Source organism: Flavobacterium pasteuri (assembly GCF_048286615.1).
GTDB lineage: Bacteria > Bacteroidota > Bacteroidia > Flavobacteriales > Flavobacteriaceae > Flavobacterium.
Genome location: NZ_JBLVPN010000002.1, coordinates 310,653 through 337,360 on the forward strand (window position 1 = coordinate 310,653; position 26,708 = coordinate 337,360).

Consider the following 26,708-nt stretch of genomic DNA (forward strand, 5'->3'; position numbering starts at 1 on the left):
AATGAAAATTAATACTGCCGAATTTGTTATCAGCAACTCCGATGTGGCCAAATGTCCTAAAGACTTTTTGCCCGAATATGCTTTTATTGGCCGATCAAATGTTGGGAAATCCTCTTTGATAAACATGCTAACAAATCATAAAAAGTTAGCTAAAACTTCAGGAAGGCCCGGAAAAACGCAATTAATCAATCATTTTTTGATTAACAACAATTGGTTTCTTGTAGATTTACCAGGTTATGGTTATGCTAAAGTTTCTAAAAAAACGAAATCAATTTTTCAGGAATTTATTACTGACTACTTCGAAACAAGAGAACAATTAGTTTGTGCATTTGTTCTGATTGATATTCGTCATGAAGCGCAAACCATAGATATTGAATTTATGTCCTATATGGGCGAAAGTGAAATTCCTTTTTGTATCGTTTTCACCAAAGCAGACAAAATCAGTAAAGTAAAAATTGATTCTCATATTGCGGCTTACAAAAAGAAAATGTTCGCTAACAATTGGGCCGAAATGCCTCATTATTTTGTTACTTCCGCAACAGAATCGACCGGAAAAGAAGATTTATTAACCTATATTGACGAAGTAAACCAAGAGGTTTTTAAAAATAATAATCAATTTTAGAAACTACATTTTATTATATAAAAAATCCCAAAACTTATAATTTAGTTTTGGGATTTTTTGTTTTGATTTAGAATCTACCTATTTTGTTAACTCCAATTTTTCCGCAAAATAATCACAGAAATCTTTCATGGTATCAGCCATTTTTTCGTCATCAGTAGCACGTTTAAATGTTTCAGACATGGCTACTAAAGTCTGGTGGAAGAAAATTTTCATTTCATCAACTGGCATATCTTTAGTCCATAAATCAATTCGCATACTTTCTTTTGCCTTGCTGTCCCAGATAGACAACATAATCGCTTTAGCCTCTTCTTGTTCAACTCCACCGTCTTTTGCAGACCACATTAATTTTTCCGGAACACGGTTTTCATCTAATTCAATTAGAAACTTAATTTCTGATGTATTCTTATTCGACATTACTTTTTGGGTTTGTATTTTGATTTAACAAATATTTCTTTTGCATTGGTTTTTAATAAATCTACCAAAGGCACATCATTATTTTTCATATAAGAGCGTACCATTTGCCATCCTATCCAGGCACCAACCTGCCCTGGGGAATCATTATCAATTTCTAAATAAAATTTAGAAAATGGCGCCGGATTTATAAACCGGGAAATTAACTTTTGATCATTACTATAAAGCATTTCTTTTTCAATAAAATAACGCCACATATAACTTTCATTTTCTTGGCACCATATAATTTGCGCAGGAGAATATCCCATTTTTTCAGCATCAGTATAGTCCGGTAAAAGTAAGTCTTTTAAATACAATTGCTTTCCTGAGTAAATCATTTGACTTAGCAAATCTTTGTCTAAAACAGGTGGAATATTACGTGCTGAAAAACTTGATACTACATCAGGTGCGATTTGTCTTCCCTCAAAATTTTGTTTTAAATAATTTGGAAACTGATAAAACTTATGATTCTTACCTAAATACAATTCGAGCGAAATTACAACTAAACTATCTGCATAAATAGCCTTGTTTTTATAATCCATTTCAGAGATTACGGTGATTACTTTAGGTGTTTTTGTCTTAGAAAAATAATATTTGATGTGCTTAAAAAGTGTTTCTAACTCTAATTTTACCGGCTCAAAATCACCATATTTTTTTTGTACTTCTGTGTACAATTCTCTCCATAACGGATCTTGTATTTTGTTCAACCAAACACTATCGTCATTTCCCGGAGGAAAAAAAAACGGAAATTGTTTTTTTACTTTTTCTAAATCTTGCGGAGGAGTTTCAAAAAATATTTTATCAAAGCGTTCCACTTTTACTTTCACAGGAATTGCAGCAACAGCACTTTCAACTTTGTTTTTCTTATCACAGGATAAAATAAAGAGACAAAAGACTACAAGAAACAGATATTTTTTCATATATATTAATTAAATTTGTCTCCAAAGAATCTAAGGAAACGAATGCGCAAGAAACTTATTTTGCAAATATACATTCCTGATTTTTAAAACGTAAACTATTATGACTAAAAAAAGCACATTACAAGTTGAAAAAGTGAATGCCCACATCGTAAATTGGTTAAAAACATATGCTGAAAATGCAAAAGTAAATGGTTTTGTAATTGGAATTTCCGGAGGAGTAGATTCGGCAGTTACCTCAACATTATGTGCGCAAACAGGATTAAAAGTTTTATGTGTTGAAATGCCTATCCATCAAGCACAAAGTCATGTAACTCGTGGACGAGAGCATATTGAACAATTAAAAAAAAGGTTTCCTAATGTATCTAGTATTGAAGCAGATTTGACCTCTGTTTTTGAAACTTTCAAGACAGTAGTACCAGATGCATCTGATACAGATAAACTTCATTTATCACTTGCTAATACCAGAGCACGATTAAGAATGACTACGCTATATTACTTTGCCGGCGTTCATAGTTTATTAGTAGCAGGAACTGGAAATAAAGTAGAAGATTTTGGAGTGGGTTTCTATACAAAATATGGTGATGGCGGAGTTGATTTGAGTCCTATTGCTGATTTAATGAAGTCAGAAGTCTTTCTTTTAGGAAGTTATTTGAAAGTTCCGGACTCTATTTTAAACGCATCACCTACTGATGGATTATTTGGCGATGAAAGAACTGATGAAGATCAATTGGGAGCCAGTTATGACGAATTGGAATGGGCAATGACCCAAGACGATGCTAAACAATCTTTAGATGCTTTTTCAGGAAGAGAAAAGGTAGTTTTCGAAATTTATAAGCGATTAAACACTATCAATCAACATAAAATGACAGCAATTCCTGTTTGTTTTATCCCAAAAGTATAAAGAAGTCACATTTTATATTGATTTACAATTAATTACAGAATTTATTTATTAATTTTACATTTCCAATAACAAATAATTCTAAAAATTTAAAAATCATGATCAAAGTATGTATAGCCGATAATTATCCCGTTGTGCATTTTGGAGTAAAATCTTACTTTAAAGATAATGCAGACATATCAATAGTTGCCAATGTTGGTAATTTCTTGATGGTACGGGATATACTTTTAACTAAAGAGATTGATGTCTTAGTTTTAGATTTGGAGCTGGAAGGTCTTTCCAGTATTTTTGAGGTCAAAGCAATCTTAAAAAATTTTCCAAAAACTAAAATTATCATCTTCAGTGGTCTTTCAGAACAAATTTATGCTCCAAATGCTATTAAAGCAGGTGTTTCAGGATTCATTCACAAAAAAGAAAAACTAGAAACTTTAGGAATTTCAATTATCAAAGTCCACCAAGGAAAGATAATTATAAATGAAACCGTAAAGAAAAATCTAGCACTAATTGCAAAACAAAGTAAGAGCGAACGCTTATATCGTAAGCTTTCTAATCGTGAAGTAGAAGTTTTACGCTATCTAAGTGATGGGAAGAAAAACCATGAGATAGCTGATATTCTGAAACTAAATGAAAAAACAATTAGTACGTACAAATTACGATTACTTACAAAACTAAATGTTACTAATTTAGTAGACTTGGTAAACAAAGCAAAAACTTTAGAGATAGTTTAGTACCACGACATAACTCTCCCTGTTTTTTTTGAAAAGAAATGGATTAGTATATTACAATCCATAACCATTGACAAAGGCTCTGTATTATCTGAATTAGTTTCGGATGATAGAGAGCTTTTTAATGATATCTCACTACTACCCTACCTGTTTTATAAGAGAACTTTGTTTTAAGTTTAATATAATCCATTATTTCAGCTATTACCTCACTATTGTCTATTTCAGATTCTTTTGAAACTGAGTTTTTAGCATTTTCTATAAATTGACTAATCAAATACCATCTTAACGTAAATAAATTATCTGTTACATTTTGATTCAATTGCTCTAATTTAGTTTTTGGAAAAATATTTTGTCCTTCCCAATTATGCAATACATATTTCTCATTATTCATCACAATATCAGTAATTATTTGAGCGAATTCCGGTTTCAAATGCATTAAATATCTCTCTAAATTAAAATTATCATTTTGCAAATAAACACTTATTACATCATTATATATTTCTTTAAACAATCCAGTAGCAAATTCTATTTCATCCTCCTGTAGGCTTAAATATATTTCTTCATAAACCTTTCTTTCTTTCTTTACTACCACTTCTCCAACTTCGCCTTCAGGGTTAGTTCCAATCAATACACCTTCAAATTTTTCAGAAATATTTCCATACGATAAAAGTATGTTTATAATTTCACATTCTACAATACCCAAAGTATCTACTTTCTCTGTACTAATAGGATTTTCATTTTTTACAACTTCAAAAGCTTTTTGCTCCTGTTTTTGTTGTTGTTTTTTTCCAACTTCAACCACATCTTTTTGAACTAATTGTGCTAGGGTACTTACAAGGACTTGCTCTGAAATATCCATGATTCGAGAACATTCCTGAATATAAATTTCGCGTTGAATTCTATCTGGAATTTTAGAAATACTGACTACCATATCCCGAATCAAGTCTGCTTTTTTTATGGGATCATTCTTGGCTTCATTCATCAACAGTGAGGCTTTGAACTGAATGAAATCTTTAGCATTATTTTCGAGATATAATACTAAATCATCGTAAGACGTTTTCTTAGCAAAACTATCCGGGTCTTCTCCGTCAGGAAATGTACATACTTTTACATTCATTCCTTCTTCAAGAATCAAATCGATTCCTCTAATAGAAGCGCGCAAACCGGCCGCATCTCCATCAAAAAGAACGGTAATATTCTTTGTCAATCTGTTGACTAATCGGATTTGATCTGGCGTCAAAGCTGTTCCAGAAGAGGCAACAACATTTTCAATTCCGGATTGATTAAACTGAATTACATCCGTATATCCTTCAACTAAATAACAGTTGTTCAATTTTGCAATGGATTGTTTGGCTTGAAAAATACCATACAACACTTTACTTTTATGGTAAATTTCACTTTCGGGTGAATTCAGGTATTTTGCAGCCTTTTTATCATTGGTAAGAATCCTTCCTCCAAAACCGAGTACTCTTCCTGACATACTTTGTATTGGGAACATCACACGTCCTTTGAACCTATCGAAAGGCCTATCCTCTCTGGGAATTGTTAGTCCTGTACTTTCCAGAAACTCTAATTTGTATCCTTTGCCTAATGCTTCCTTGGTAAAAGCATCCCAAGCTTCCGGGGAATAACCTAATCCAAATTTCTTAATGGTTTCATTGGTAAAACCGCGTTCTTTGAAATAAGAATAACCAATTGCTTTCCCTTCTTCAGAATTTAAAAGTGTGTTGTGGAAATAGGTTTTTGCAAATTCCGAAACCAAATACATACTTTCTCTAACATCAGTATTGGCTTTCTCTTCATCCGTTTGCTCGGTTTCTTCAATTTCAATATTGTATTTTTTGGCTAAATACCGAATAGCTTCCGGATACGTAAATTTTTCGTGTTCCATTAAGAAAGCCACAGAGTTCCCACCTTTTCCAGAACTAAAATCTTTCCAAATCCCTTTAGCAGGAGAAACCATGAACGATGGCGAACGCTCTTCAGAAAATGGACTTAGCCCTTTAAAGTTACTTCCTGCCCGTTTTAATTGGACAAAATCACCAATAACCTCCTCTACTCGGGCGGTTTCGAAAACAGTATCAATAGTAGCTTTTGAAATCAAATTGTTATTTTTTTTGAAATTCAAAGTTACAACGTTTAACCTGAAAAAATTATTGTTAGTACAAATAAAATGTACTTAATTCAAGATAAATAAAAGTATTTATTTACTAATTTTACTTCTCACCGATGAAGTAAAAAATCTAGCATCATTCATCTCTTTCTTATGAATTTTATATTTAAAATGTTTCAAATTTGTATCCATAATTAGTATTTGATATTTGATTACTCTAATAAAAAAAGGAGACAACAACAAAAACACAAGAAAAAACAAGAGTTCAAAATTAGAAGGAAGATTGGTGCAATTATTCTTAATAAACAAAAAATATAGTAAAAATAAAATACTGTTAAAAATTATCATTTTAAAAGAAAAAACTTCAACCCTTTCAATTTTAATCTGTTTAATTTCTCTAAAATTAAATATTTTTTCTTTATTATTTATTTTTAAAACTACATTTGATTCTTTAATAGAAATACTTCTATCGTCGTCAAAATTTTTTTCAAAATTTTTCATTTTATATTAATTTTTTCAATTTATGTAAGCCAAAATTCGCTATTTAGATATAAAAACATAGTGCTTTAATTGACTGCTCTAAAAATTGTACTAAAGATTTAAAATATTATTGAAAACACTTCTAAAAGCCGATAATGTTATTGTGCTAACTTGCTCGTAAAAAAAAGAAACATAAAACAGTATTACGAGTAATGAAAATTTCGGGGCTCAAAATTTGATAGAAGCAAGAAATACAAATTCTATAAACAAGATTAAAGCGAAATACTAAAAATATATTACAACTAAATTTTAGTGGCAAAATGCCAAATCAAAAATTGCAACCTATTTTACGGCATATAATGTACTTGCTAATAAATTACATTCATAATTAATTTACTTTGTAAAAAAATAAATTACTAATTAATGTAAAATCTCAATTTTAATCGAAAAACCAATATTTTTAAAGGTTTTCTAACATTGAGCTAATATTGCATTCAGATCAAGACCAGCAACAAACAAAACTAAATCCAGTACGCTAAAAAAAAACACAGTTTAGATAATGGCATAAAATATTACAATAATGAAAGTATAAAACAAAATTTAAAAAGAATGAGACCTATACTATATGAAGTTCAATTTTATCAATAATTAATTATAAATTTACTAAAACTTTCTGGGTTCATTCTACTATACAATAGCTCCAAAATAGATTTGAATTACTATACATTAACCTCGATTATTTTTCTTTATTTCTTATAAAAAATTTCTTATTTAATGAATGAAAGCATTAATCAGTCAAATAATTTGTTGCTATAAAATAAATTTAAAAAAATGCCTTTATTAAAAATAATAAATTTTTCAGAAACTATAGATTTTCAGCAAGAATTCAATAGTGTTCTATTATTTATATCAGAAATATGTGAAGTCCCTTGTGTCTTTATATCATTAATTGATTTAACTGGACTAGCTGTAAAAGCAAAAATAGGCTTAGATCTTATTCCTATCACACCTAATATATTAGCATTTAATGAGAATGTTATTCAGCAAAATAAAATTAAAATCGTTTCAGATATTAATAATGAGGTTTCCAATCAATCCGAAAACTTAGAGAATTTTTTCGCTGGGCTTCCAATCTGTCTTGATGAAAATCTAGTTATCGGAACTATTTGTATTACGGCCACTAGGCCGAAAGAGCTTTCCTCAGTACAGTTAAAATATTTACATCATGCTGTAGAACAAATTCAATCTTTATTGAAATTACATATAGAAAATAAAGAATTACAGGAAACAATCAAACAGCAAGAAAATCAATTTCAACTCACTATAGATAATTCAAATGAAATTATCTACGAGATTAATTTAGAAGGAATAATTATATATGCCTCAAACAACTGGACTAAATATCTGGGTTATGACATTAAAGAGGTATTAGGCAAAAGCAACGCTTCTTTTTTACACCCTGAAGATTTAGAAAATTGTATTACTTTTTTAAATAGAGTTGTTAAAACTGGAGAAAATGAAGGGGAATTAATCTATAGAATTCTGCATAAAGAAGGACACTATGTTTGGCATGAAACACGTTTAAAATTATCTCAAAGAAATGGCTCTCCATTTTTTATAGGAAGCTGTAGAGACATTACTGAACATATTGAGGTCCAACAGAAGCTACTGCAACAAAAAGATTTCTATGAAACCATATTAAATAATTTACCAACTGATGTTGTAGTATTTGACTCTAATCATAAATATATCTATGTAAATCCAATAGCAATTAAAAATGAAGAGTTGCGCAAATTTATAATTGGAAAAGACGATTTTGAATATGCACAACATATGCAACGAGATGTCTCCATCGCTAGAAGTAGAAGGGAAAAATTTCTTGCAGCACTTCAAATAGAGAAAACCTCATTTTGGGAAGAAACTTTAAATTCTGAAGTTAATGGTATCACGTACCATGACAGAAAATTTACTCCAGTTTTTAATGATGATGGAAGTTTTAAAATGATGATCGGTTTTAGTGTTAACATAACAGAAAGCAAAAAAATTCAAGAAGAAATTTTCAAAAACCGACAACTTACGGCCAGTATTCTCCAAAATGTTGCTGTTGGGATAGTAGTTCAGGGACCAGAATCAGAAATTTTTGAAAATAATATAGCAGCTTGCGAAATGTTAGGCCTTACCGAAGATCAACTTCGTGGTTTAACCTCTTTTGATTCTCAGTGGAAAGTAATTCATATAGATGGTTCTCCTTTCCAACCCAATGAACATCCTGTACCTCAGGCTATAGAAAAGTTGAAGCCAATAAATAATATTGTCATGGGTGTTCATCGGCCAATGCATAATGATTTAGTTTGGTTATTAGTTGATGCCATACCAGTGTTTGGAGACCTTAATGAATTACTCTATGTAATATGTTCTTTTAATGATATAACCGCACAAAAAAAAGCAGAAGATTCTTTAAAAATCAGCAATGAGCGCTTTACATATTCCAGTAAAGCTACTTCAGATGCGCTTTGGGATTGGAATATGATTACGGATGAAATAATTGTTGGAGAAAGCTATTCTATTCTTTTTGGACATCAATTTGAGAATAACATTATAACAGGGCAAGAATACCAGAATTTTGTTCATCCAGAAGATAGAGAATACTATTTTGCATCTGCAGAAAAAGCCATAAATACAGACGTTTATAGATGGACAGAAGTATACCGTTATCTAAAATCAGATGGTACTTATGCCTTTATAAAAGACAAGGCTGTTATAATCCGTAACGATGAAGGCAAGGCAATTCGAATGATTGGAGCCATGCAAGATATAACTAAAGAAAAGAAATTAAAAGATAAATTGCTGCAAAGCGAAGAACAATTTAAAGGAGCTTTTGAGAATTCAGCAGTAGGAATGGCTTTGGTAAATACTGAAGGAACCTATATTGAAGTAAATGACAGACTTTGTAAAATGCTTGGCTACTCAAATCAAGAAATGAAATACTTGAAATTCCAAGAAATCACTCATTACGAAGATTTGACTCTCGATTTAGATTTTAAAGAAAAATTAGACAACGGAAAAATATCTAACTTCAGTTCCGAAAAAAGGTTTATTCATAAAAATAAATCTATCATATGGGCGCATATGTCTGTTTCGGTAGCAAAAAACGATAAAAATAAAATTAAATATTATATCGTACAGGTAATTGACATTACCGAAAGAAAAAAAATCGAAGAAGAAAACAAAGTATTGACTGATGAAAACAACAGGAATAAAACCGTTCAATTAAATGAAGCAAAAAACATGTATCGTCTTTTAGCCGACAATACTGTAGATTTAGTTTGTTTACATAATGCAGATACAAGTTTTAAGTATATTTCACCATCCATACAAAATCTTCTGGGGTATTCTTCAGACGAATTACTAGGAAAATTCCCTTTGGATTATGCTCATCCAGAAGATAAAAATTATCTTCAAAAAAAAATGGAAAAGTTCCTCACCTTGAAAACGGATGAACCAGTAATTGCAAGGTTTAAAAAACGTAATAATGAATATATCTGGATTGAAATAAAAACAAGTTTAATTTTAGAGAACAAAGTTTTAGTAGAAATTCAAACTAGTTCAAGAGATGTAACTTCTCAAAAAATAGCCGAAAAAGCAATTGAAAAAGCGCTATCTAAAGAACGAGAATTAAATGATTTACGCACAAATTTAGTTGCCACAATATCGCATGAGTTTCGAACGCCTATGACTACAATCAGAACTAGCGCAGAATTAATCTCTATGTATTTAGAAAATCAAAATCTACAAAATGGAAATCGTTTACAAAAACGGGTTACTATTATTACAGAGGAAATTGATCGAATAGTTGAGCTGATGAATGCCGTATTAACCATTTCTAAAGAAGATTCCGGAAAGACTAATTTCAACCCTACATTATTTGATTTGAAGGATTTTTGTCAAGAAATAATTGACAGTTACTACCTCGATAAAATAAATCACGCAAAGGTTACAACACATTTTAATGGCTCAACTTTTACAGTTAATGCTGATAAAAAGCTTATGGAATATGCTATTATTAATATTTTAAATAATGCTTTTAAATATTCTGAAAAATTTGAAGAGGTAATTCTTAATCTTTCTTCTAATAATGATACAATCATCCTTGAAATTATTGATTTTGGCATAGGCATTCCTAAACAGGACCAACTTAAATTATTCAACACTTTTTTCAGAGCAAGTAATACCGATGGTTTTCAAGGAACTGGTTTAGGATTGTATATCGCTAAAACATTCACTGAAAAAAATTTAGGTACAATTGCATTAGAAAGCGAATTAGGAAAAGGCACAAAAGTAACCCTGAAATTCCCTTTAATAAAATAATTGAAAACGATGGCCAGAATATTAATTATTGAGGATGAAACAAGACTAAGAGAAACTATCTGCGAACTACTTTCCTATGCAGGTTATGATGTAAGTAATGCACCATACGGAATGGAAGGATTAGAAAAAGTCAAGTAATTTATACCTGATCTAATCCTTTGTGACATCATGATGCCTGTTCTTGACGGATGTGGTTTCAAGGAGAAGCACAATATTTCTGATTACTCTAATATCCCAGTAATGTTTCTTACTGCCAGAATTGAACTTAAAGATCCAGAAAAAGGTAACGCTTTAGGAATTAAAGGTTACTTAAAAAAGCCATTTATTTTTAAAGAATTAAAAAACAGCATTGAATCGCAATTAGTACTAGCCAAAACTTCTAAATTGATAACTAATAAACTTACCATATTTATTTAATAAACAAAAAACTACCAAACTATGCTTCTATCAAGCTTTGATAATCAAATTCCTGTTCAACTTTGGTTTTTAATAGTGTAGAGTCTGGAAATTTAGAAATAAATCTTCCTGCAAAATAGAGATTTTTTTTACTGACAATTATTTCGTTAAAATCATAATTAGTTTTGTTTATCAGTAATCTATAAGAATAATTCTCTACGCAACTCAATACATAAATTAAAATTAGTGCTACAATTAAAGATTCGAATATTGTACTTAAATATAAAGGTTGTACAATCATTACATAAAATAAAACCGAAAATACTAATACCATAATATTAGCTGTAAAATCTCTTTTTTTTATTATTCTACTATTTAAAATTTGATTTAAGTTAATTACAGTATCACAATTTTTAAAAGTTACTTTAGACTCTGAAATTATAAAAAGAGAATTTTCCTCTAAAGTTTTTTCGGTTTTTGCTGTATTTGTACTCATATCTCTATTATTAAATTAAATTTAACGAATCTTACCAAAAAGCTTACCCTTACTAAATTGTAATTTATTGCCGCCAATAAAACTTTAAGTAAGCTGGCTTGAAAAGAAGAACCCCAAATCTTTTGTGAAAATAGATTATGAAATTACATTAAACTCTTTTTTTAGTTATAGCTTAAAAAAAAGTACTAATAATTTATATCCCAAAAAAAAGTCAGTTATTCTTTTTAAAAACTAAACCCTCTTTTATAATAGTATTTATTAACATACTCTTAGCTAAAGAGAAATTACCACAATAAAGGCAACTACAATTAATCCGATTCCAATAACAAAGAGACTAAACGTAACTATGTTATTTTCTGTTACTGTTTCTTTATTGTCAGGAAACAATTCGTTTAAATCATCCCATTCCGATTGAGACGGTCTTATTCTAAGTTTCATTAAAACATCATTTGAAATTCCAAACATTACATTTTTTTGAAATAGTAATCTATTTCATAACACTTAATTTATTACTTCTGATTTAAAGAAAAGAGCCAATAATTTAAAATCATAAAAAAACACTTTTCTAAAGAATGTTTTTTTATGATTTTAAATTATTTATTCCGCTTGTATTTACAAACTTTTAAATCAACAATTTATTTTCATTTTGAATTGATTTTATATAATCCCGAGGTGTTACTTTAAGATATGACCTAAAGCTGGTAGAAAAATAAGAGAATGAGTTGAATCCCGTTTCATAAACTAAATATTGTACATTTCTTTCTCCTAAATCAATGAGCTTAATAGCATATTCTAATTTAAACTCTCGTACGTATTGACTCACGTTTTTAGTAGTAAGTTTCCTCACCCTTTTATCTAATGTTGATTTACTAATAAAAAGCTGACTTGACAATTCATTAATATCTATTTTTGTTTTTAAATGTTTAACAAGAACTTCATTTAACGAGGTTAAAAAATCTTTTTCGGATAATTTAATAGTAACTTTTGAAAACGGATCAGGACTATATTTCTTTTCTATATTCTTTTTTAGTTCAATCACATTTTTTATTTTGTAGACCAATTCCTTTACTTTAAAGGGTTTCATTATAAAATCATTTACTCCATTCTCTAACTGCCTGAATTTTATACTATCATCCATATTAGCAGTAATTATAATAAAAGGAACTGTTTTAAATTTAATATTTTCCTTGATTTTTAAAAACAGTTCTTCGCCACCCATAATAGGCATCATCAAATCGCTTATAATGACATCCGGAATATTTTTTTGAAAATATAGTAAAGCTTTCCTTCCATCTTTTAGCCATTTTACGTCAAAATCACTCAGAATCAATAATTCTAAAATTGAGCTTCCTAAGGCTAAATCATCTTCAATTAAAACTATTTTTAATTTGGGTTTTACCATTTTACTAAATTAACCATTTCTATTTTAATCAAACCTTATTTTATTTTAAACTATCAGTAATTAAAACCATTAAAAAATTTAATTAAAATACTTTTATCAAGAAAAAAAAATACTGATAAAAAATAAACAAACGGCTTTTTTTACAACCTTCACTATCAGAACAATGAAAAATATTTTATTGAGTATTTCTAAAGCTAATCATCATCTTTTACAAGAGGGTTCAATCGACGATGCACTAAATTTTTGCATTACTGATATTGGCAAAACACAAAAATTTGACAGATGTTATATTTTTAAAAATCGAATCGATAATTATGGGCTAAGACTTTACTATACCCATGAATGGTGCAATAACGATATTGAACCTTACATTGATAGTCCAGACCTGAGCGGCCTTACTTATGCTGCTTTCCCGGGACTTTATGAAAAATTAGTAAAAAACGAGCCTTTTTATGGACTGGTAAAAGAGAGTGAAAATGATTATTTCCGGGAACTTATGGAAATGCAAGGCATAAAATCCTATTTATTCACTCCAATCTTTTCCAACAATCTCTTTTGGGGATGGATTGGTTATGATGATTGCAAAACGGAAAGAATATGGGTAGAAGAAGAAGTGTATGCCTTACAAACTGTTTCTAAAAACATTGGGCTTCGCCTCAATCAAGACAAAACCATTTCAAAATTAGAAGCTTCTTTAGAAAAATTTGACTTCTACATGAAAGGTTCTAATCAAGCCCTATGGGAATTAAACATTAACACCAATAAAAGTGTTTTTTCCTATAATTGGGCAAAAATATTAGGCTACACAAACGATGAGATAACAATAGATGCTGAATTTTGGAAAAACAGTACTCATCCTGAAGATTTGCTGAAAATAACAATAGATTTAGAATACTTCATATCTGAAAAATCCAGTAAATATTCCGGAATAGCAAGAATGGTTCACAAAGATGGAAATACTGTCTGGGTAAAATATTTTGGTTTATTGAAAAAAAACAAGCAAGGCATACCCACAAAAATTATTGCAACCTTTATCGATATCACCGAAAATATAGAAAAAGAAAAACAACTGGAGTTATCTGAAGAGAAATTTAGATTTATTGCTGACAATACTACTGATATAATTTCACAACATAAAATTGATGGAAGTTATACCTACGTTTCAAATTCTATAAAGGAAATTTTAGGATATGAACCCATTGAAGTGCTGAATAAAATAGTCTTTGATTTTATCCATCCAGATGATGGTGAACGAATAAGAAATGTTCAGAAAGACTTCCTTATAGATTTGAAACCTATAATATTTACGTATAGATTTAGAAAGAAAGACAATACGTTTACTTGGATAGAAACCTCAGCAAGAAAAATATTAAATACCAATAATGTTATAGTAGGAGTTCAAACTTCCAGCAGAGATGTGAGTCAACGAATTAAAGCCGAAGAAGAAATTAAAACTGCACTCAAAAAAGAGAAAGAGCTAAGTGAAATGAAATCAAGATTTATCACAATGGCATCACATCAATTTAGAACCCCGTTGACTGTTATCTATTCTAACGCCGAACTTATTGATCTTAAAACAAATCATTTTGATAAAAAAACAGTCAATTCAGTTGAAAATATTACTTCAAGAATAAAAAAAGAAGTAGATCGAATGACTGAATTAATGAATAATATTTTAATTTTCGGGAAGTATGAATCTAAAAAAATTAAAAAAGAAATTAAAAAAATTAATCTCGATCTCTATACTAAAACATTAGTTGACACCTATTTTAACGGAGCTCTTGAAAAACGAAAGATTCAAATTAAAATAAAAGGCAAAAAACAAATTTTTCAAACTGATGAAACTTTATTGACTCATATTTTAACAAACTTAATTTGCAATGCGTTTAAATACTCTGCAGGTAAACCTGATCCACTTATCATTATCGGCTATTTAGAGAACGAAATTGAAATAGAAGTAACTGATTTTGGAATTGGAATTCCCGAAGATGAAATCCAATATCTTTTTACCTCTTTTTTTAGAGCTTCAAATACAACTACCATAATTGGTTCCGGTCTGGGCTTAACAATTGTAAAACAATTTACAGTTTTTTTAAACGGTAAAATAGAATTGAAAAGCAAAGAAAACTTTGGAACAACAATAAAATTAAATTTCCCATATGAACAGAACTAAAATTCTCTTAGTTGATGACGAATTAAATTTAAGAGAAACTATTAGCGAACTACTTATCTATCAGAATTACAATGTCAAATCTGCCTGTAATGGACAAGAAGCATTAGACTTATTAGAATACTGGACACCAGACTTAATTATCTGTGACATAATGATGCCTGTTATGGATGGTAGTACATTACTTGAAATAATAAAAGATATTAATTCTTTGAACTCTATACCCTTTATTTTTTTGACTGCAAAAAAAGAAAGCAATCTCATGAGAAAGTGTTTGTTGGGAGGCGCTGATGACTATATCGCTAAACCATTCAAAATAAAAGAATTAATATCTATTATAGAATCAAAGCTAGAACGATTTGAAAAAATAAAGAATTCTAATAGTAATTTATATCTGGGTGAAAAACAGATTTTTTTACATGAAATCAATACACCACTAAATGGAATTTTAGGGCCAATTGAGCTTCTAATTGAAAATCAAGAAAAACTAAACAAAAAAGAAATATCCGCATTTTATGAATCGATTAAATTATCAGGTGAACGATTAAATAGAACCATGCAAAATATAATTCTTTATCAAAATCTTAAAAATAATTTTGTAGAATTTAATGACAGTTTTAGTTCTGAAATATTAAATTCATTTTTAAAAACAAAAGAAAAAATTTTTAAAATTCATGAAGATCAAGAAAAAAGAATCAGTTTTGAAATTGACAAAGCAACGATTAAAATCAGTGAAGAGCATTTGCAGTATCTATTTTTTGAATTAATAGACAATGCCTTAAAATTCTCTTCAAATAACAAAATCATTATTGTTTCTGGAGAACGATTCAATAATAAATATTATGAATTAGTGATCAGGGATTTCGGGATTGGCTTCAGTGAACAAGAATTAAATAAAATAGGCGCCGCTCAACAATTTAATAGGGAAGAAAGAGAGCAACAAGGATTAGGATTAGGGCTCTTTTTAAGCAAAATTATTATAAAAAAATCAAATGGGGTTTTCACTATTGTCTCAAAAGAAAACAAAGGCACTACTATTAAATTATTCCTGCCTTTGCATATAAAAAACCTCTCGTAATTCTAGAAAATAGTAAAAAAAAACAATTCGATCTCAAAACATTTAAAAAGATAAAATTTATTTATTGTATTCAACCTTATCAAAGATAAAAAATGCAAGAAGAAAAATGCGAAATTTAAGATTATATCAAAACTTAAAACTACTCCCGCTATATCCTCAAGAGAGGATCGCACAGAATCTTTGAATTTTTTCCTTGAAGTTGTAAAAAATTTCCAAATCTCATAGCACTGCTAAAAAAAGAATTATATAGGATGTCGATGCAGTTAATTTGAAAATTTATAAAGACAATTATTTTTATATTTTATATGCATTAATCGACAATGCTTTGGAATTCTCCGAGAGTTATGCGAAAGTACTTATTTTAGGAAAAAAAGGTGATGCTGTATATATCATTGTTATTCGAGATTTTGAAAATGGACTTAATATCGAAGAAGTAAATCCAACTCATCAAAAGAAACTTCATTCTAAAAAAAGATCAGGGACAAGCTATATTTTTATGTAAGAAAATAGTAAAACCTTTAACGGAAAATTTGAAATTAAAACGAACAAAATCAAGGCACTGTAGTTTCTGTGATTCTTCCTTTATGTAACACATAAATCGACTAATTATAATTTAAGGTATGGTTTTTATTTAACAATAAAAAAGCGCTTCTTTCAAAGCGCTTTTCAAAATAAAAAACTAACTAAATCAAATCTTAATTGAAGTCAAAACGTAATCCTAAAGAAATATTGTTTTGCTTCACTACATTATCTTTAAACAAAGGGTTTAAGTCATATTTCAAGTACAAACTGGTAGCTTTATATCCTACGTAAGTACTTAATCCATATATAAAATTATCAACATTAAAATCACCTTTAGTTATTTCTCTTGACTTATACCCATCAATATCATAATTTATATGTTGTTTCGATTTTAGATTTGTACCAAGGTATCCTCCTAAACCAACTCGGAAACTATCGTGTGTTTTAAAATAGGTCTTCCCATCTCTTTCTTTGGATTTTGTGAAGTCAAATTCTAAGTGCAATGGAAATACTAAATTTACATTCTTGAAACGAGAATCATCCTGACGAATTGGATTTATCTCCAGATTTATTTGGTTTCCATCTGCTATAAAATACCTATTATCTGTAGCTCGCAAATTATTGTACATTAGTGAAAAACCATATTTTGCATGCAATAAATTATTGTTTTTTAAAATCCTGGTGTTATAAGTCAATCCCCATTCATAAAAATGAGAGCCCAAATATCTAAAGTCTGATTTTTGTACTGAGCCATCAGTCACTACATTGTTCAACCCACTAGCCAATACTAATTGTGAAGTAGTCCTCTTAGATTGGCGTTCTTCCTTATCTTCCTGGCCATTATACACCTTCATGGAAGTAATATTAATTTCGGTTTGAGAACCTATTGAATTTGAATTATTTCCTAGAACAATTGCTCGCCCTTCGCTTCTATAATCCTTTTCATCTGCTACTTTTCCATCAACTTTATCTTGCACCAATTGATTTAACCTTGCTTGTTCAACACTCACTTTAGTCTCGATAGCTGCAGCATGAATTTTTGCTTTTTGCATTTTAAGGTCACTCGCTTGCTCCTTAGTCACAATACCTTTTTCTAAGTCATTGTCTATTAATTCCACAGCCTCTTTTAGGGCATTTTTTTCATTGTCTGTAATTGCTTTAATTTCGTTACTAATAGCTTTGGCTTTGGTTTCAAAGGAAATTGCTTTATGGTCTCTTCCTTTATTTTCTCCAGTTTCGTCAAGGGAGTCCTCAACTATTTCTATTGCAACATCCTTAAACCAAATTTGTCCTGTTTCATTTAATAAAACACCATACGAAATAGCTGTTGCCTCAGTTGGAACATATAAAACCACCTCATATATAGTCCAATCCTTAGTTCCTTTGATGGGCCTTCTTTGCATATTATCAAAAGCTAAAACTGCTGCAGTATAATAATCTACTCGCATCCACAACCCTGCCCATGACTTTACATTTTCACTTTTAACATACGCAGTCATTTTGATTGTTTTTCCTAAAAATGCATCCGGTTGTATGGTTTTCATTATAGTCCCAAAACCATTCGTTTTACTGGGAATCGATTTAATTTTGTAAACCGTCTGGTTATTTTTTTCAGCGCCCGCATCTGATCCCATTTCATAATTTTCTGCTTTTGAACCCCTATAATGCCAGTCTGAACTGTTCTTTATAGCGTCTACTCCTTGAGCATTTACCTTACTTAGTAAGGAAAGCAACACAATTGTTGTGATTAAAATAATTTTTTGCATGATTTCGTTTTTTGATTGATGATTGATTTTGATTTATTCTTCGTAATTTCTATTAACTAAAACTGTTTTTATAGCATTAAAATTCTTGTTGAATTTATTCAATGCAGACTCTCTAAATGATTGATTTAATTCTGTTTCAGCATTTGCCAATAAACTGTTTGGATTTACCACAATAGCTTTTCTAGTTTTTTTAATTGTTTTATCAGTAGTTTTAGATTCAAATTCAGTATTCGTAACTTCTGCTAATAATTTTTCTGCTGAAATATATTTATTTACACTTGTTGATTGGTAATTCTTGTTTTCATAAGAATTAACTACAGCCTCATTTTCTTTTGAATGATTGATGATTAAAATCTCTTCTTCTGTATTATTAAGTTGCTTTGGCTGCTTTTTCAGATTATTATTATCAGCGACAACTTTATGTTTCTCTACTGTTGCTCTTTGAACTTGGCTAGGCAAGGTAACTTCATTGATTATTTCTGGCTCTTCTAAATTATTTCTATCTGTTTTTTCTTCTATAACTACTGGATTTCCTTTCTCTATTTTTATAGTTTCAAAACCATTAAAAAAAACGGTACCAATCAATAGAAATCCAATAAAACTTGCAGCCATAAACATCCAAGGGAATTTAGCTTTTGGTTTTTGCTTCGCCTTTTCGCTATTGCTCGGGTCAGCAGCCGTAAGCATTGCATCCAATTTGCTCCAAGCCATTTCTGACGGTTTGATTTCCCTAGAATTTAATTGCTCTTTAAACTGTGTTTCTAATTTATTCGGTTCCATAACTGTAATTTTTTAACGTATTAATCTGTGCTTGCAGCATTTTCCTGGCATGTGATAATTGCGATTTTGATGTTCCTTCATTAATCCCTAACATACTGGCAATTTCATGATGTTTAAATCCTTCGATAGCATATAAATTGAAAACCATTTTATATCCATCCGGCAAACTATCAATCAAAAATTGGATATCGTCTATTGAAAATTGGCTTTCGATATTATTGAAACTTTCTTCAAAATAGGTTTCATCTTCACTATATTTTAGCTTTTTTTCAACTCGAATAAAAGAAATACATTCATTAACCATAATTCTTCTAATCCAACCTTCAAAACTTCCTTTGTGCTGAAAATTCTTCAGATTCGTAAACACTTTCATAAAAGCAGTAATCATGATATCTTCGGCCTGATGAATGTCTTTTATGTATTGGCGGCAAACGCTTAACATTTTTGAAGAAAATTGAGTATAAATCTGCTGTTGTGCATGCCGATTGTTTTCGACAGCTGACTGGATTAATTCATTTTCCTCCTGATGTAAGTTGATTACTTTCAAAATTTTTATAAAGTGTTTCTATAAGTATAGACGATTGACAATGCAAAAAGGTTGCATCTTAAATAGAAAAAAATTTGATTTTAAAATTAAAAAACCAAAAAAGTCAATAAAATCAATAGTTAACGAGAGGGAATTATTTTAAAAAAAAATTATTTTTTTCTTTCAATCACGTAATTTACCATCAAAATCAGCGCATCTTTAAACTCAGAATCCGAATAATTATCTAAAAGCAAAAGGGCCTCTTGTTGGAATTCAACCATTTTTTGTTCGGCATAAAGTAATCCGTTATTGTCTTTTACAAAAGCAATAACTTCTTTGACGCGTTTTTTATCTTTATTATGGTTTTTAATTGAATTAATAAGCCATGTTTTCTCTTTTGAAGTACACGTATTCAAGACGTGAATAAGAGGCAGCGTCATTTTTTGTTCTTTGATGTCAATTCCTGTAGGTTTACCAATAGCATCATCGGTATAATCGAACAAATCATCTTTTATCTGAAAAGCCATTCCGATGAGTTCTCCAAACTTGCGCATATTCTCAACTTGAACTTCATCTTCAATAACGGATCTTGCACCAAGAGCACAACAGGCAGCAATAAGTGTTGCTGTCTTTTTCCGAATGATTTCGTAATAAACGTCTTCTGTAATGTCGAGTCTTCGGGCTTTTTCAATTTGAAGTAACTCGCCTTCACTCATTTCACGTACAGCGACAGAAATAATCCGGAGTAAGTCAAAATCTCCATTATCGATAGAAAGTAACAATCCTTTGGACAATAAATAATCACCCACAAGTACCGCAATTTTATTTTTCCAAAGTGCATTCAACGAGAAAAAACCTCTTCTGCGATTGCTGTCATCCACTACATCATCGTGAACAAGTGTAGCAGTATGAATCAGTTCGATGACACAGGCTCCGCGATACGTTCGTTCATTTACTATTCCGGCTGAAACCATTTTGGCTGTCAGAAAAACAAACATAGGACGCATTTGTTTTCCTTTGCGGTTTACTATGTAGTAGGTAATTCTATTGAGTAGAGCCACTTGTGAAGTCATCGATTCATAGAACTTTTTTTCAAAAAGTTCCATTTCATTGAAAATGGGCTGTTTTATTTGTGAAGTGACATTCATTTAGGATTCAAAGTTACGTCTTTTGACAAATATATTCAGCCTTAAATACAATTTAAGTGGTTCATGCTAAAAAAATATTCTCCTTAACATTGCTAACCTATTCTTAATTTCATTTCACTTTTTGTTAAAGTTATCTTAATCTGACGCGAGTAGCTGAGATATAAGTTTGCACAACAAAAATAAAACAACAAACAAATGAAAATTTTAAGAAAAAATCTACTCTTTCTTTTACTTCTATTTTGCGCACATATTACTACTGCGCAAACCACTACAATTTCAGGAAAAGTAACCGATTCATCCGGATTCCCGCTAACTGGAGCAACTGTCTCAGTTAAAGGAACTAAAACTGCAGCCGCTGCAGATGAAAATGGAAACTACACTATTAAAACCGAAAAGGGAAAAATATTGATTTTCACCTTTATGGGCTTCATTACCAAAGAACTTTTAGTGACCAACCAAGAAAATTTAAATGTTTCATTGCAAGATGATTCTATATCACTAGGCGAAGTCGTTGTAACTGCTTTAGGAATTAAAAGAGACAAACGAGCACTAGGGTATGCATCTCAAGAGTTAAAATCAGAGGATATCAATAAAGTAAACTCGGCAAATTTTGTATCAAACTTAACAGGTAAAATATCAGGAGTTCAAATTACAGGCTCAGGAAACGGAATCACTAGCTCTTCAAGAATTACTATCCGTGGTGATAAATCTTTGAACATCAACAATAACGGTCCTTTGTTTATAGTTGACGGTATTCCAATCAATAATAATGTATATGGTGTAGGAGGCGGTCCCACTACTCAGACTGACTTACCAACTGATTATGGCAATGGAGCTTCAGAAATTAATCAAGAAAACATTGAAACTGTAAACGTATTAAAAGGAGCAGCAGCATCAGCACTTTATGGTTCTAGAGCGGCAAATGGTGTTATTGTTATTACAACTAAATCAGGTAAAAAAGGCAAAGGACTTGGCGTTTCATTCGCTTCTTCTTTCATGACTAGCGAAGCATTGCGATTGCCTGAAATACAAGGTATTTATGGTGCGGGATCAAAACAAGTATACGATCCTGGTGCAGATACAAACTTAGGTCCCCGTTTTGACTCAGGTGTCTCTTTATTACAAAATGGAAGTCCGGGATATGCAATAGGACAAGGACAAGTTTTACCATTTGAATTCAGATACAACTTAAATGACTTTTTTAGAAAAGGAAATTCGATTTCAAACTCAGTATCGATCTCTGGTTCAGATGAAAAAACAAATTTCAGATTAAGCTATGGAAAAACTACTAACGAAGATATAGTACCTAATTCTAATTTAAAAAGAGAAAGCATAAGTCTCAACCTTAATTACACTATTTCAGACAAATGGAAAATTGCCACAGTAGCTACTTATACAAAAAGTGCTAGTGATAATACTCCAGTAACAGGTTACGGAAGTCAAGGAATTATGTACAATTTACTTTGGAATCATACCAATGTGGACTTAGATTGGCTTAAAGATTACTGGATTGTTAAAGATGTGAGACAAAACAGCATGTTTGGTTGGGGAGACAATCCATTTAAAATTGCTAATGAAAACATTAATGCATTCAAAAAAGGGCGTCTTTTTGGGAACATTTCTTCTACTTATGAAATCGATGAAAACTTTTCGTTCATGGCTAGAATAGGAATGGACAATTCTAATGATTTTAGATGGTCAAGACGACCTATTGGATCTTCTAGATATGCTGCAGGAATGTACCGAGAACAAACGATTGGTTTTACAGAATACAATGCTGATATGTTATTGAGTTACGATCATAATTTTGGAGATTTTTCGGTTAAAATATCCTACGGAGCTAACAGCATGAATCAATACACATCTGAAAGCAAAATTGAAGGACAAGGAATCAGTATCCCGGGAATATACAATTTACAAAATATTAATGTTACGCCGATTTCATCTAGGAATATTTACAAAAAACGTATTAACAGCATGTATAGTTTTGCAAATATTGGATACAAAGATTTTCTATACTTAGATATAACGGCAAGAAATGACTGGTCTTCTACTCTTCCGGCAGACAACAATTCTTACTTCTATCCTTCTGCTTCATTTAGCTTTATTCCAACTTCATTGTTTGAAATGAATGAAAATATTGATTTCTTAAAGCTGAGAGTAAACGCAGCTTCTGTAGGAAACGACACTGATCCTTATAAATTAGTAAAAACATACAACAATGGTACTATAGCGGGAACATTAACTAATCCCAACACTATTTTAAACAGTAATTTGAAACCTGAAATTGCAACATCTTATGAAGTAGGTGTCGAAGCGCAGTTTTTCAAAAAAAGAATTACGCTAGATGCTAGTTATTACATCACCGATTCTAAAAATCAAATCGTAGGTTTAGATGTGTCACAAGCCTCTGGATTTAATTCGAACGTAATCAACGCAGGTAAAATACAAAATAAAGGAATCGAAATAGGATTAGGAATTACGCCTGTTAGAACCGATAATTTTGAATGGTCACTTAACGCTAATTTCACTCAAAACCGTGGCACTGTAAAAGAATTGACTCCGGGAATTGACAATTACATTATTGCTCAAGGTCCTAATGGTGGTACAATTGAAGCACGAGTTGGCGAACGAATGGGAGATATGTACGGACGCGGTTATTTAAGAAGTCCTGACAATCAAATTGTATTCGACACTAATGGTTCACCAATTTTAGATACGAAAATCAAAAAAATAGGAAACTATAATCCAGATTGGATGTTAGGTCTAAGCACTAATCTTAAATATAAAAACTTCAATCTAAATGCATTATTTGATGTTCGTCACGGAGGTAAGATATACTCAATGACTAATTCAATTGGTATGGAAAGTGGCATACTTGCCGTCTCATTACCTGGTAGAGAAACAGGAATTGTAGGCAGCGGTGTTGTTCAAAATACAGATGGATCATACAGACCAAACACAACTTCTGTGAGTGCAGAAAACTGGTATTACTACAATGCTTATCGTAGAGATAATATTGAGGCCAATTCATTTGACGCTTCTTACGTAAAACTGAGAGAGGTAAGTTTGAATTACAAACTATCTGACAAATGGACCAAAGCCGTAAAAATGCAAAACTTAAGTATTGGATTAGTTGGAAATAATCTAGCACTTTGGACAAAAGTTCCAAACATTGACCCAGAAACTCAAGCAATAAGTGGCGGTACATTATTACCTGGATTCGAAGTATTGCAACTGCCATCATCCAGAAACTATGGAATCAAATTAAATGCTTCATTCTAAAAAAATTATCATGAAAAAAATCATAGCCTTTATAGTACTATTAACTCTTAGTATTTCTTGCACCGATGGGTTTGAAGAAATCAACACCAATAAAAATCAACCAACTGCTTCACAACCCAAGCAGATGCTTCCCAACGTTATTTTCAACTTGGCCAATAGTAACGTGACCAACTCCTATGATTTTGGAGACATCACAGCTCAATATGGTGGTTTCTACGAGTACAATCAATTAGACATTTATGACTGGGGTGCTGACAACCGTTTTTGGGGACTATATAAATGGCTTAACGATATCTACGATATTAAAAAACAAGCGATAGCATTAAATGACAAAAATTACGAGGCGATTAGTCTTGTTCTTGAAACCTACACCATGAGTTTAATTACGGATACCTATGGTTATGCTCCCTATTCTGAAGCTTCAAAAGGAGAAACAGGAATACTAAAACCTAAGTATGATTCTCAAGAAGCTATATATACACAACTGCTATTAAATTTAGACAATGCAAACGCTTTGATAAATGTAAATTCAAAAGTAGAAGGTGACTTATTGTATAAAGGTGACATGTTGAAATGGAAAAAATTCTGTAATACACTACATGTTCGTCTCTTGATGCGTATTTCAAATAAGGTCAATGTTAGCGCTAAATTAAATGAGATTGTTACAAAACCAACAGTATATCCATTATTCCAATCGAATGCTGACAATGCAACCTATGTGTACTCAGGAAGCTATCCTAATATTTCACCTATGAGTGATGGAGTGAACAGATTGTACGGTTACAATATTGTAATTCCTTCCACAAATTTAGTGAATACATTAATTGCAAATAATGACCCCAGACTTGATGAATGGATCGATCCTATTGCAGGAACAACGAATCATTTAGGATTAAGACCCGGATTACCGTTAGATCAGATTGGAGAACCAACAAAATATTCTAGAAGAGCTGAAGACTATTTTTATACCAAAACGAAAATATCTTCCATATTTATGACCTATAGTGAATTGAATTTCTTGCTGGCCGAAGCAAGCCAACGCAATCTTATTACAACTGGATCAGCCAAAATGTATTACGATACCGCAGTAACAGCTTCTTTCGCACAATGGAATGTAACTATGCCAAATAATTACTTGACAGTCACTGCACCATATAACGGTACAAATGAAGTACTATATACCCAAAAATGGCTAGCTTTATACCACACTGGAATAGAATCTTGGTTGGACTGGAAAAGAACTGGAAAACCAAGTTTTATACAAGCAGGTCCGGGAGCTAAGAACAACGGTAAAGTACCTAGAAGAATTCTGTATCCAAGTTTAGAGCAATCTGTAAACAGAGAAAATAACAGCGAGGCGATACAAAAAATAGGAGGAAGCGACAATATTAACGCAAAAGTATGGTGGGATAATTTTTAATAAAAGTGAACATGAAAAAAATATTTTTAATTCTGATACTTTTTGTTGCCGTTAGTTCCCAAGCCCAAAAAACAGAGAACATCATTATCATCACCACTGATGGATTTAGATGGCAAGAGGCTTTCAAGGGAATGGATGAAGCTTTAGCGAGAGATAAAAAATTCAATCAGAACGACAGTGCTTATATTTATAAAAAATATTGGACTGAAAATGCAAACGAGCGAAGAGAAAAATTAATGCCTTTTATGTGGTCTGTTCTGGCTAAAAAAGGACAAATTTATGGTAACAGAAGCCTTGGTAACAAAGTAAATAATGCCAATCCATACTGGTTTAGTTATCCTGGGTATAACGAAATCATGACAGGCTACGCTGATACTTTAATCAATTCAAATAAGTATCCGGCAAATCCAAATATTACTGTTTTAGAATTCTTAAACAAACAAGCTAAAATAAAAGGCAAAGTTGCTGCTTTTGGAGCTTGGGATGCTTTTGATACTATCTTGAACGAAAAAAGAGCTGGTTTTCCAGTGGTATCTGCTTTTGATAAGGTAGGAGGAAAATCACCAACAGAGAGACAAAAATTAATTAATGCTATGCTAGCAGATTCATTTAAACCTTTTCACGAGGAGGAATGTCTAGATGTATTTACACATTATGGCGCTCTTGAAGAATTGAAAACGAACAAACCAAAAGTATTATACATTTCTTATGGCGAAACGGATGAATGGGCTCATGCAGGCTTTTATCGTTCCTATTTAGATGCAGCACACCAAGTGGATGCTTGGATCAAAGAGATTTGGGACTTTGTACAAAACGATCCTCAATACAAAGACAAAACGGCTTTAGTATTTACAACAGATCACGGTAGAGGCGATCTTATAAAAGCTGAATGGACGAGTCATGGACCACAAATAAAAGACGCATCAGAAATATGGTTTGCCACTATGGGACCAAAAATTGAAGCAAAAGGGGAAATGAAAGAGAAAAATCAATTGTATCAAGATCAATTTGCACAAACCATGGCTAAGATTATGGGATATACATTTGAAGCCAATCATCCTATTGCGAAAGAAATCTCTTCAGTAATAAAATAAATTAATTGCTCAAAAAAAAAGCTGTCCAAAAGTACTTTCGGACAGCTTT

At 31.0% G+C, this 26,708-nt stretch carries 23 protein-coding genes; 12 read left to right on the top strand and 11 right to left on the bottom strand.

The window, feature by feature from the left end; all coding sequences use genetic code 11:
- Position 1 precedes the first annotated feature (1 nt).
- Positions 2-622: a ribosome biogenesis GTP-binding protein YihA/YsxC gene (gene yihA, locus ACNQF6_RS04015; protein WP_417963469.1), complete on the top strand. Its 621-nt coding sequence runs from the start codon at positions 2-4 to the stop codon at positions 620-622.
- Positions 623-700: 78 nt separating this feature from the next.
- Here the strand turns inward: yihA and gldC are convergent, their stop codons facing one another.
- Complete coding sequence (gene gldC, locus ACNQF6_RS04020; protein ID WP_091165314.1) at positions 701-1,036, bottom strand: gliding motility protein GldC; 336 nt, start codon at positions 1,034-1,036, stop codon at positions 701-703.
- Positions 1,036-1,992 (bottom strand): gliding motility lipoprotein GldB, encoded by a 957-nt coding sequence (gene gldB, locus ACNQF6_RS04025; protein WP_417963472.1) that lies wholly within the window; start codon positions 1,990-1,992, stop codon positions 1,036-1,038. Before gldB ends, gldC begins: the two co-directional genes overlap by 1 nt.
- Before the next feature lie 100 nt (positions 1,993-2,092).
- Here gldB and nadE point away from each other — a divergent pair, with 100 nt between their 5' ends.
- Both nadE and ACNQF6_RS04035 read left to right on the top strand, forming a co-directional pair.
- Complete coding sequence (nadE, locus tag ACNQF6_RS04030; RefSeq protein ID WP_417963474.1) at positions 2,093-2,893, top strand: NAD(+) synthase; 801 nt, start codon at positions 2,093-2,095, stop codon at positions 2,891-2,893.
- 95 nt (positions 2,894-2,988) lie between these two features.
- Entirely contained in the window at positions 2,989-3,618 is a 630-nt protein-coding gene (locus ACNQF6_RS04035; protein ID WP_282710717.1) for a response regulator transcription factor, read from the top strand.
- Positions 3,619-3,736: 118 nt separating this feature from the next.
- Here the strand turns inward: ACNQF6_RS04035 and dnaG are convergent, their stop codons facing one another.
- Both dnaG and ACNQF6_RS04045 read right to left on the bottom strand, forming a co-directional pair.
- Entirely contained in the window at positions 3,737-5,719 is a 1,983-nt protein-coding gene (gene dnaG / locus ACNQF6_RS04040) for a DNA primase (RefSeq protein WP_417963805.1), read from the bottom strand.
- 99 nt (positions 5,720-5,818) lie between these two features.
- Complete coding sequence (locus tag ACNQF6_RS04045; RefSeq protein WP_417963478.1) at positions 5,819-6,229, bottom strand: hypothetical protein; 411 nt, start codon at positions 6,227-6,229, stop codon at positions 5,819-5,821.
- Positions 6,230-7,039: 810 nt separating this feature from the next.
- Here ACNQF6_RS04045 and ACNQF6_RS04050 point away from each other — a divergent pair.
- From ACNQF6_RS04050 to ACNQF6_RS04060, 3 genes are read left to right on the top strand one after another with little or no spacing between them, the layout of a single operon-like run.
- Positions 7,040-10,576 carry a PAS domain S-box protein gene (locus ACNQF6_RS04050; protein ID WP_417963480.1) on the top strand — a complete coding sequence of 1,179 codons (3,537 nt, stop codon included), beginning with the start codon at positions 7,040-7,042 and terminating at the stop codon, positions 10,574-10,576.
- Between the two features lie 9 nt (positions 10,577-10,585).
- On the top strand, positions 10,586-10,714 hold the full coding sequence (locus tag ACNQF6_RS04055) for a response regulator transcription factor (RefSeq protein ID WP_417963483.1): 129 nt from the start codon (positions 10,586-10,588) through the stop codon (positions 10,712-10,714).
- A gap of 15 nt (positions 10,715-10,729) precedes the next feature.
- A complete protein-coding gene (locus ACNQF6_RS04060) occupies positions 10,730-10,993 on the top strand; it encodes a response regulator (protein ID WP_417963807.1) in 264 nt (87 codons plus the stop codon).
- A gap of 19 nt (positions 10,994-11,012) precedes the next feature.
- Here ACNQF6_RS04060 and ACNQF6_RS04065 read toward each other — a convergent pair whose 3' ends face one another.
- From ACNQF6_RS04065 to ACNQF6_RS04075, 3 genes are all read right to left on the bottom strand, one after another.
- Positions 11,013-11,468, bottom strand: coding sequence for a hypothetical protein (locus ACNQF6_RS04065; RefSeq protein WP_417963485.1), 456 nt, complete (start codon positions 11,466-11,468; stop codon positions 11,013-11,015).
- A 273-nt stretch (positions 11,469-11,741) separates the two neighbouring features.
- Positions 11,742-11,906: a hypothetical protein gene (locus ACNQF6_RS04070; protein WP_417963487.1), complete on the bottom strand. Its 165-nt coding sequence runs from the start codon at positions 11,904-11,906 to the stop codon at positions 11,742-11,744.
- Positions 11,907-12,090: 184 nt separating this feature from the next.
- Positions 12,091-12,870: a response regulator transcription factor gene (locus ACNQF6_RS04075; protein ID WP_417963490.1), complete on the bottom strand. Its 780-nt coding sequence runs from the start codon at positions 12,868-12,870 to the stop codon at positions 12,091-12,093.
- Between the two features lie 163 nt (positions 12,871-13,033).
- Between ACNQF6_RS04075 and ACNQF6_RS04080 the strand changes: the two genes are divergently transcribed.
- The 3 genes from ACNQF6_RS04080 to ACNQF6_RS04090 all read left to right on the top strand — a co-directional run bounded on the left by ACNQF6_RS04080 (position 13,034) and on the right by ACNQF6_RS04090 (position 16,620).
- The gene (locus ACNQF6_RS04080) at positions 13,034-15,043 is read left to right on the top strand and encodes a sensor histidine kinase (protein WP_417963493.1); all 2,010 of its coding nucleotides are present in this window, start codon (positions 13,034-13,036) and stop codon (positions 15,041-15,043) included.
- Positions 15,030-16,118 (top strand): ATP-binding response regulator, encoded by a 1,089-nt coding sequence (locus tag ACNQF6_RS04085; protein WP_417963495.1) that lies wholly within the window; start codon positions 15,030-15,032, stop codon positions 16,116-16,118. The genes ACNQF6_RS04080 and ACNQF6_RS04085 overlap by 14 nt, the downstream gene beginning before the upstream one ends.
- A 268-nt stretch (positions 16,119-16,386) precedes the next feature.
- Positions 16,387-16,620: a hypothetical protein gene (locus ACNQF6_RS04090; RefSeq protein ID WP_417963497.1), complete on the top strand. Its 234-nt coding sequence runs from the start codon at positions 16,387-16,389 to the stop codon at positions 16,618-16,620.
- A gap of 193 nt (positions 16,621-16,813) precedes the next feature.
- Here ACNQF6_RS04090 and ACNQF6_RS04095 read toward each other — a convergent pair whose 3' ends face one another.
- The 4 genes from ACNQF6_RS04095 to ACNQF6_RS04110 all read right to left on the bottom strand — a co-directional run bounded on the left by ACNQF6_RS04095 (position 16,814) and on the right by ACNQF6_RS04110 (position 20,860).
- Complete coding sequence (locus ACNQF6_RS04095) at positions 16,814-18,406, bottom strand: hypothetical protein (protein ID WP_417963499.1); 1,593 nt, start codon at positions 18,404-18,406, stop codon at positions 16,814-16,816.
- A gap of 33 nt (positions 18,407-18,439) precedes the next feature.
- The gene (locus tag ACNQF6_RS04100; protein ID WP_417963501.1) at positions 18,440-19,186 is read right to left on the bottom strand and encodes a hypothetical protein; all 747 of its coding nucleotides are present in this window, start codon (positions 19,184-19,186) and stop codon (positions 18,440-18,442) included.
- Positions 19,173-19,733 (bottom strand): RNA polymerase sigma factor, encoded by a 561-nt coding sequence (locus ACNQF6_RS04105; RefSeq protein ID WP_417963503.1) that lies wholly within the window; start codon positions 19,731-19,733, stop codon positions 19,173-19,175. The genes ACNQF6_RS04100 and ACNQF6_RS04105 overlap by 14 nt, the downstream gene beginning before the upstream one ends.
- Before the next feature lie 149 nt (positions 19,734-19,882).
- Positions 19,883-20,860 carry a polyprenyl synthetase family protein gene (locus tag ACNQF6_RS04110; RefSeq protein WP_417963505.1) on the bottom strand — a complete coding sequence of 326 codons (978 nt, stop codon included), beginning with the start codon at positions 20,858-20,860 and terminating at the stop codon, positions 19,883-19,885.
- Between the two features lie 195 nt (positions 20,861-21,055).
- On the opposite strand from ACNQF6_RS04110, the gene ACNQF6_RS04115 reads away from it, so the two are divergent.
- The 3 genes from ACNQF6_RS04115 to ACNQF6_RS04125 are packed head-to-tail and all read left to right on the top strand — an operon-like array spanning position 21,056 to position 26,659.
- Positions 21,056-24,145 carry a SusC/RagA family TonB-linked outer membrane protein gene (locus ACNQF6_RS04115; protein ID WP_417963507.1) on the top strand — a complete coding sequence of 1,030 codons (3,090 nt, stop codon included), beginning with the start codon at positions 21,056-21,058 and terminating at the stop codon, positions 24,143-24,145.
- Positions 24,146-24,155: 10 nt separating this feature from the next.
- Positions 24,156-25,565 carry a SusD/RagB family nutrient-binding outer membrane lipoprotein gene (locus tag ACNQF6_RS04120; RefSeq protein ID WP_417963509.1) on the top strand — a complete coding sequence of 470 codons (1,410 nt, stop codon included), beginning with the start codon at positions 24,156-24,158 and terminating at the stop codon, positions 25,563-25,565.
- Positions 25,566-25,576: 11 nt separating this feature from the next.
- Positions 25,577-26,659, top strand: a complete 1,083-nt coding sequence (locus ACNQF6_RS04125) for an alkaline phosphatase family protein (RefSeq protein WP_417963511.1) — start codon at positions 25,577-25,579, stop codon at positions 26,657-26,659.
- The last annotated feature ends 49 nt before the right edge of the window (positions 26,660-26,708 follow it).

Coding starts and splice junctions, on each gene's coding strand:
- ACNQF6_RS04115 (WP_417963507.1), top strand. CDS start 21,056: ATGAAAATTTTAAGAAAAAATCTACTCTTTCTTTTACTTCTATTTTGC.
- ACNQF6_RS04075 (WP_417963490.1), bottom strand. CDS start 12,870: ATGGTAAAACCCAAATTAAAAATAGTTTTAATTGAAGATGATTTAGCC.
- ACNQF6_RS04125 (WP_417963511.1), top strand. CDS start 25,577: ATGAAAAAAATATTTTTAATTCTGATACTTTTTGTTGCCGTTAGTTCC.
- ACNQF6_RS04050 (WP_417963480.1), top strand. CDS start 7,040: ATGCCTTTATTAAAAATAATAAATTTTTCAGAAACTATAGATTTTCAG.
- ACNQF6_RS04035 (WP_282710717.1), top strand. CDS start 2,989: ATGATCAAAGTATGTATAGCCGATAATTATCCCGTTGTGCATTTTGGA.
- yihA (WP_417963469.1), top strand. CDS start 2: ATGAAAATTAATACTGCCGAATTTGTTATCAGCAACTCCGATGTGGCC.
- nadE (WP_417963474.1), top strand. CDS start 2,093: ATGACTAAAAAAAGCACATTACAAGTTGAAAAAGTGAATGCCCACATC.
- ACNQF6_RS04055 (WP_417963483.1), top strand. CDS start 10,586: ATGGCCAGAATATTAATTATTGAGGATGAAACAAGACTAAGAGAAACT.
- ACNQF6_RS04095 (WP_417963499.1), bottom strand. CDS start 18,406: ATGCAAAAAATTATTTTAATCACAACAATTGTGTTGCTTTCCTTACTA.
- ACNQF6_RS04080 (WP_417963493.1), top strand. CDS start 13,034: ATGAAAAATATTTTATTGAGTATTTCTAAAGCTAATCATCATCTTTTA.
- ACNQF6_RS04070 (WP_417963487.1), bottom strand. CDS start 11,906: ATGAAACTTAGAATAAGACCGTCTCAATCGGAATGGGATGATTTAAAC.
- ACNQF6_RS04085 (WP_417963495.1), top strand. CDS start 15,030: ATGAACAGAACTAAAATTCTCTTAGTTGATGACGAATTAAATTTAAGA.
- gldB (WP_417963472.1), bottom strand. CDS start 1,992: ATGAAAAAATATCTGTTTCTTGTAGTCTTTTGTCTCTTTATTTTATCC.
- ACNQF6_RS04110 (WP_417963505.1), bottom strand. CDS start 20,860: ATGAATGTCACTTCACAAATAAAACAGCCCATTTTCAATGAAATGGAA.
- gldC (WP_091165314.1), bottom strand. CDS start 1,036: ATGTCGAATAAGAATACATCAGAAATTAAGTTTCTAATTGAATTAGAT.
- ACNQF6_RS04100 (WP_417963501.1), bottom strand. CDS start 19,186: ATGGAACCGAATAAATTAGAAACACAGTTTAAAGAGCAATTAAATTCT.
- ACNQF6_RS04120 (WP_417963509.1), top strand. CDS start 24,156: ATGAAAAAAATCATAGCCTTTATAGTACTATTAACTCTTAGTATTTCT.
- ACNQF6_RS04045 (WP_417963478.1), bottom strand. CDS start 6,229: ATGAAAAATTTTGAAAAAAATTTTGACGACGATAGAAGTATTTCTATT.
- ACNQF6_RS04065 (WP_417963485.1), bottom strand. CDS start 11,468: ATGAGTACAAATACAGCAAAAACCGAAAAAACTTTAGAGGAAAATTCT.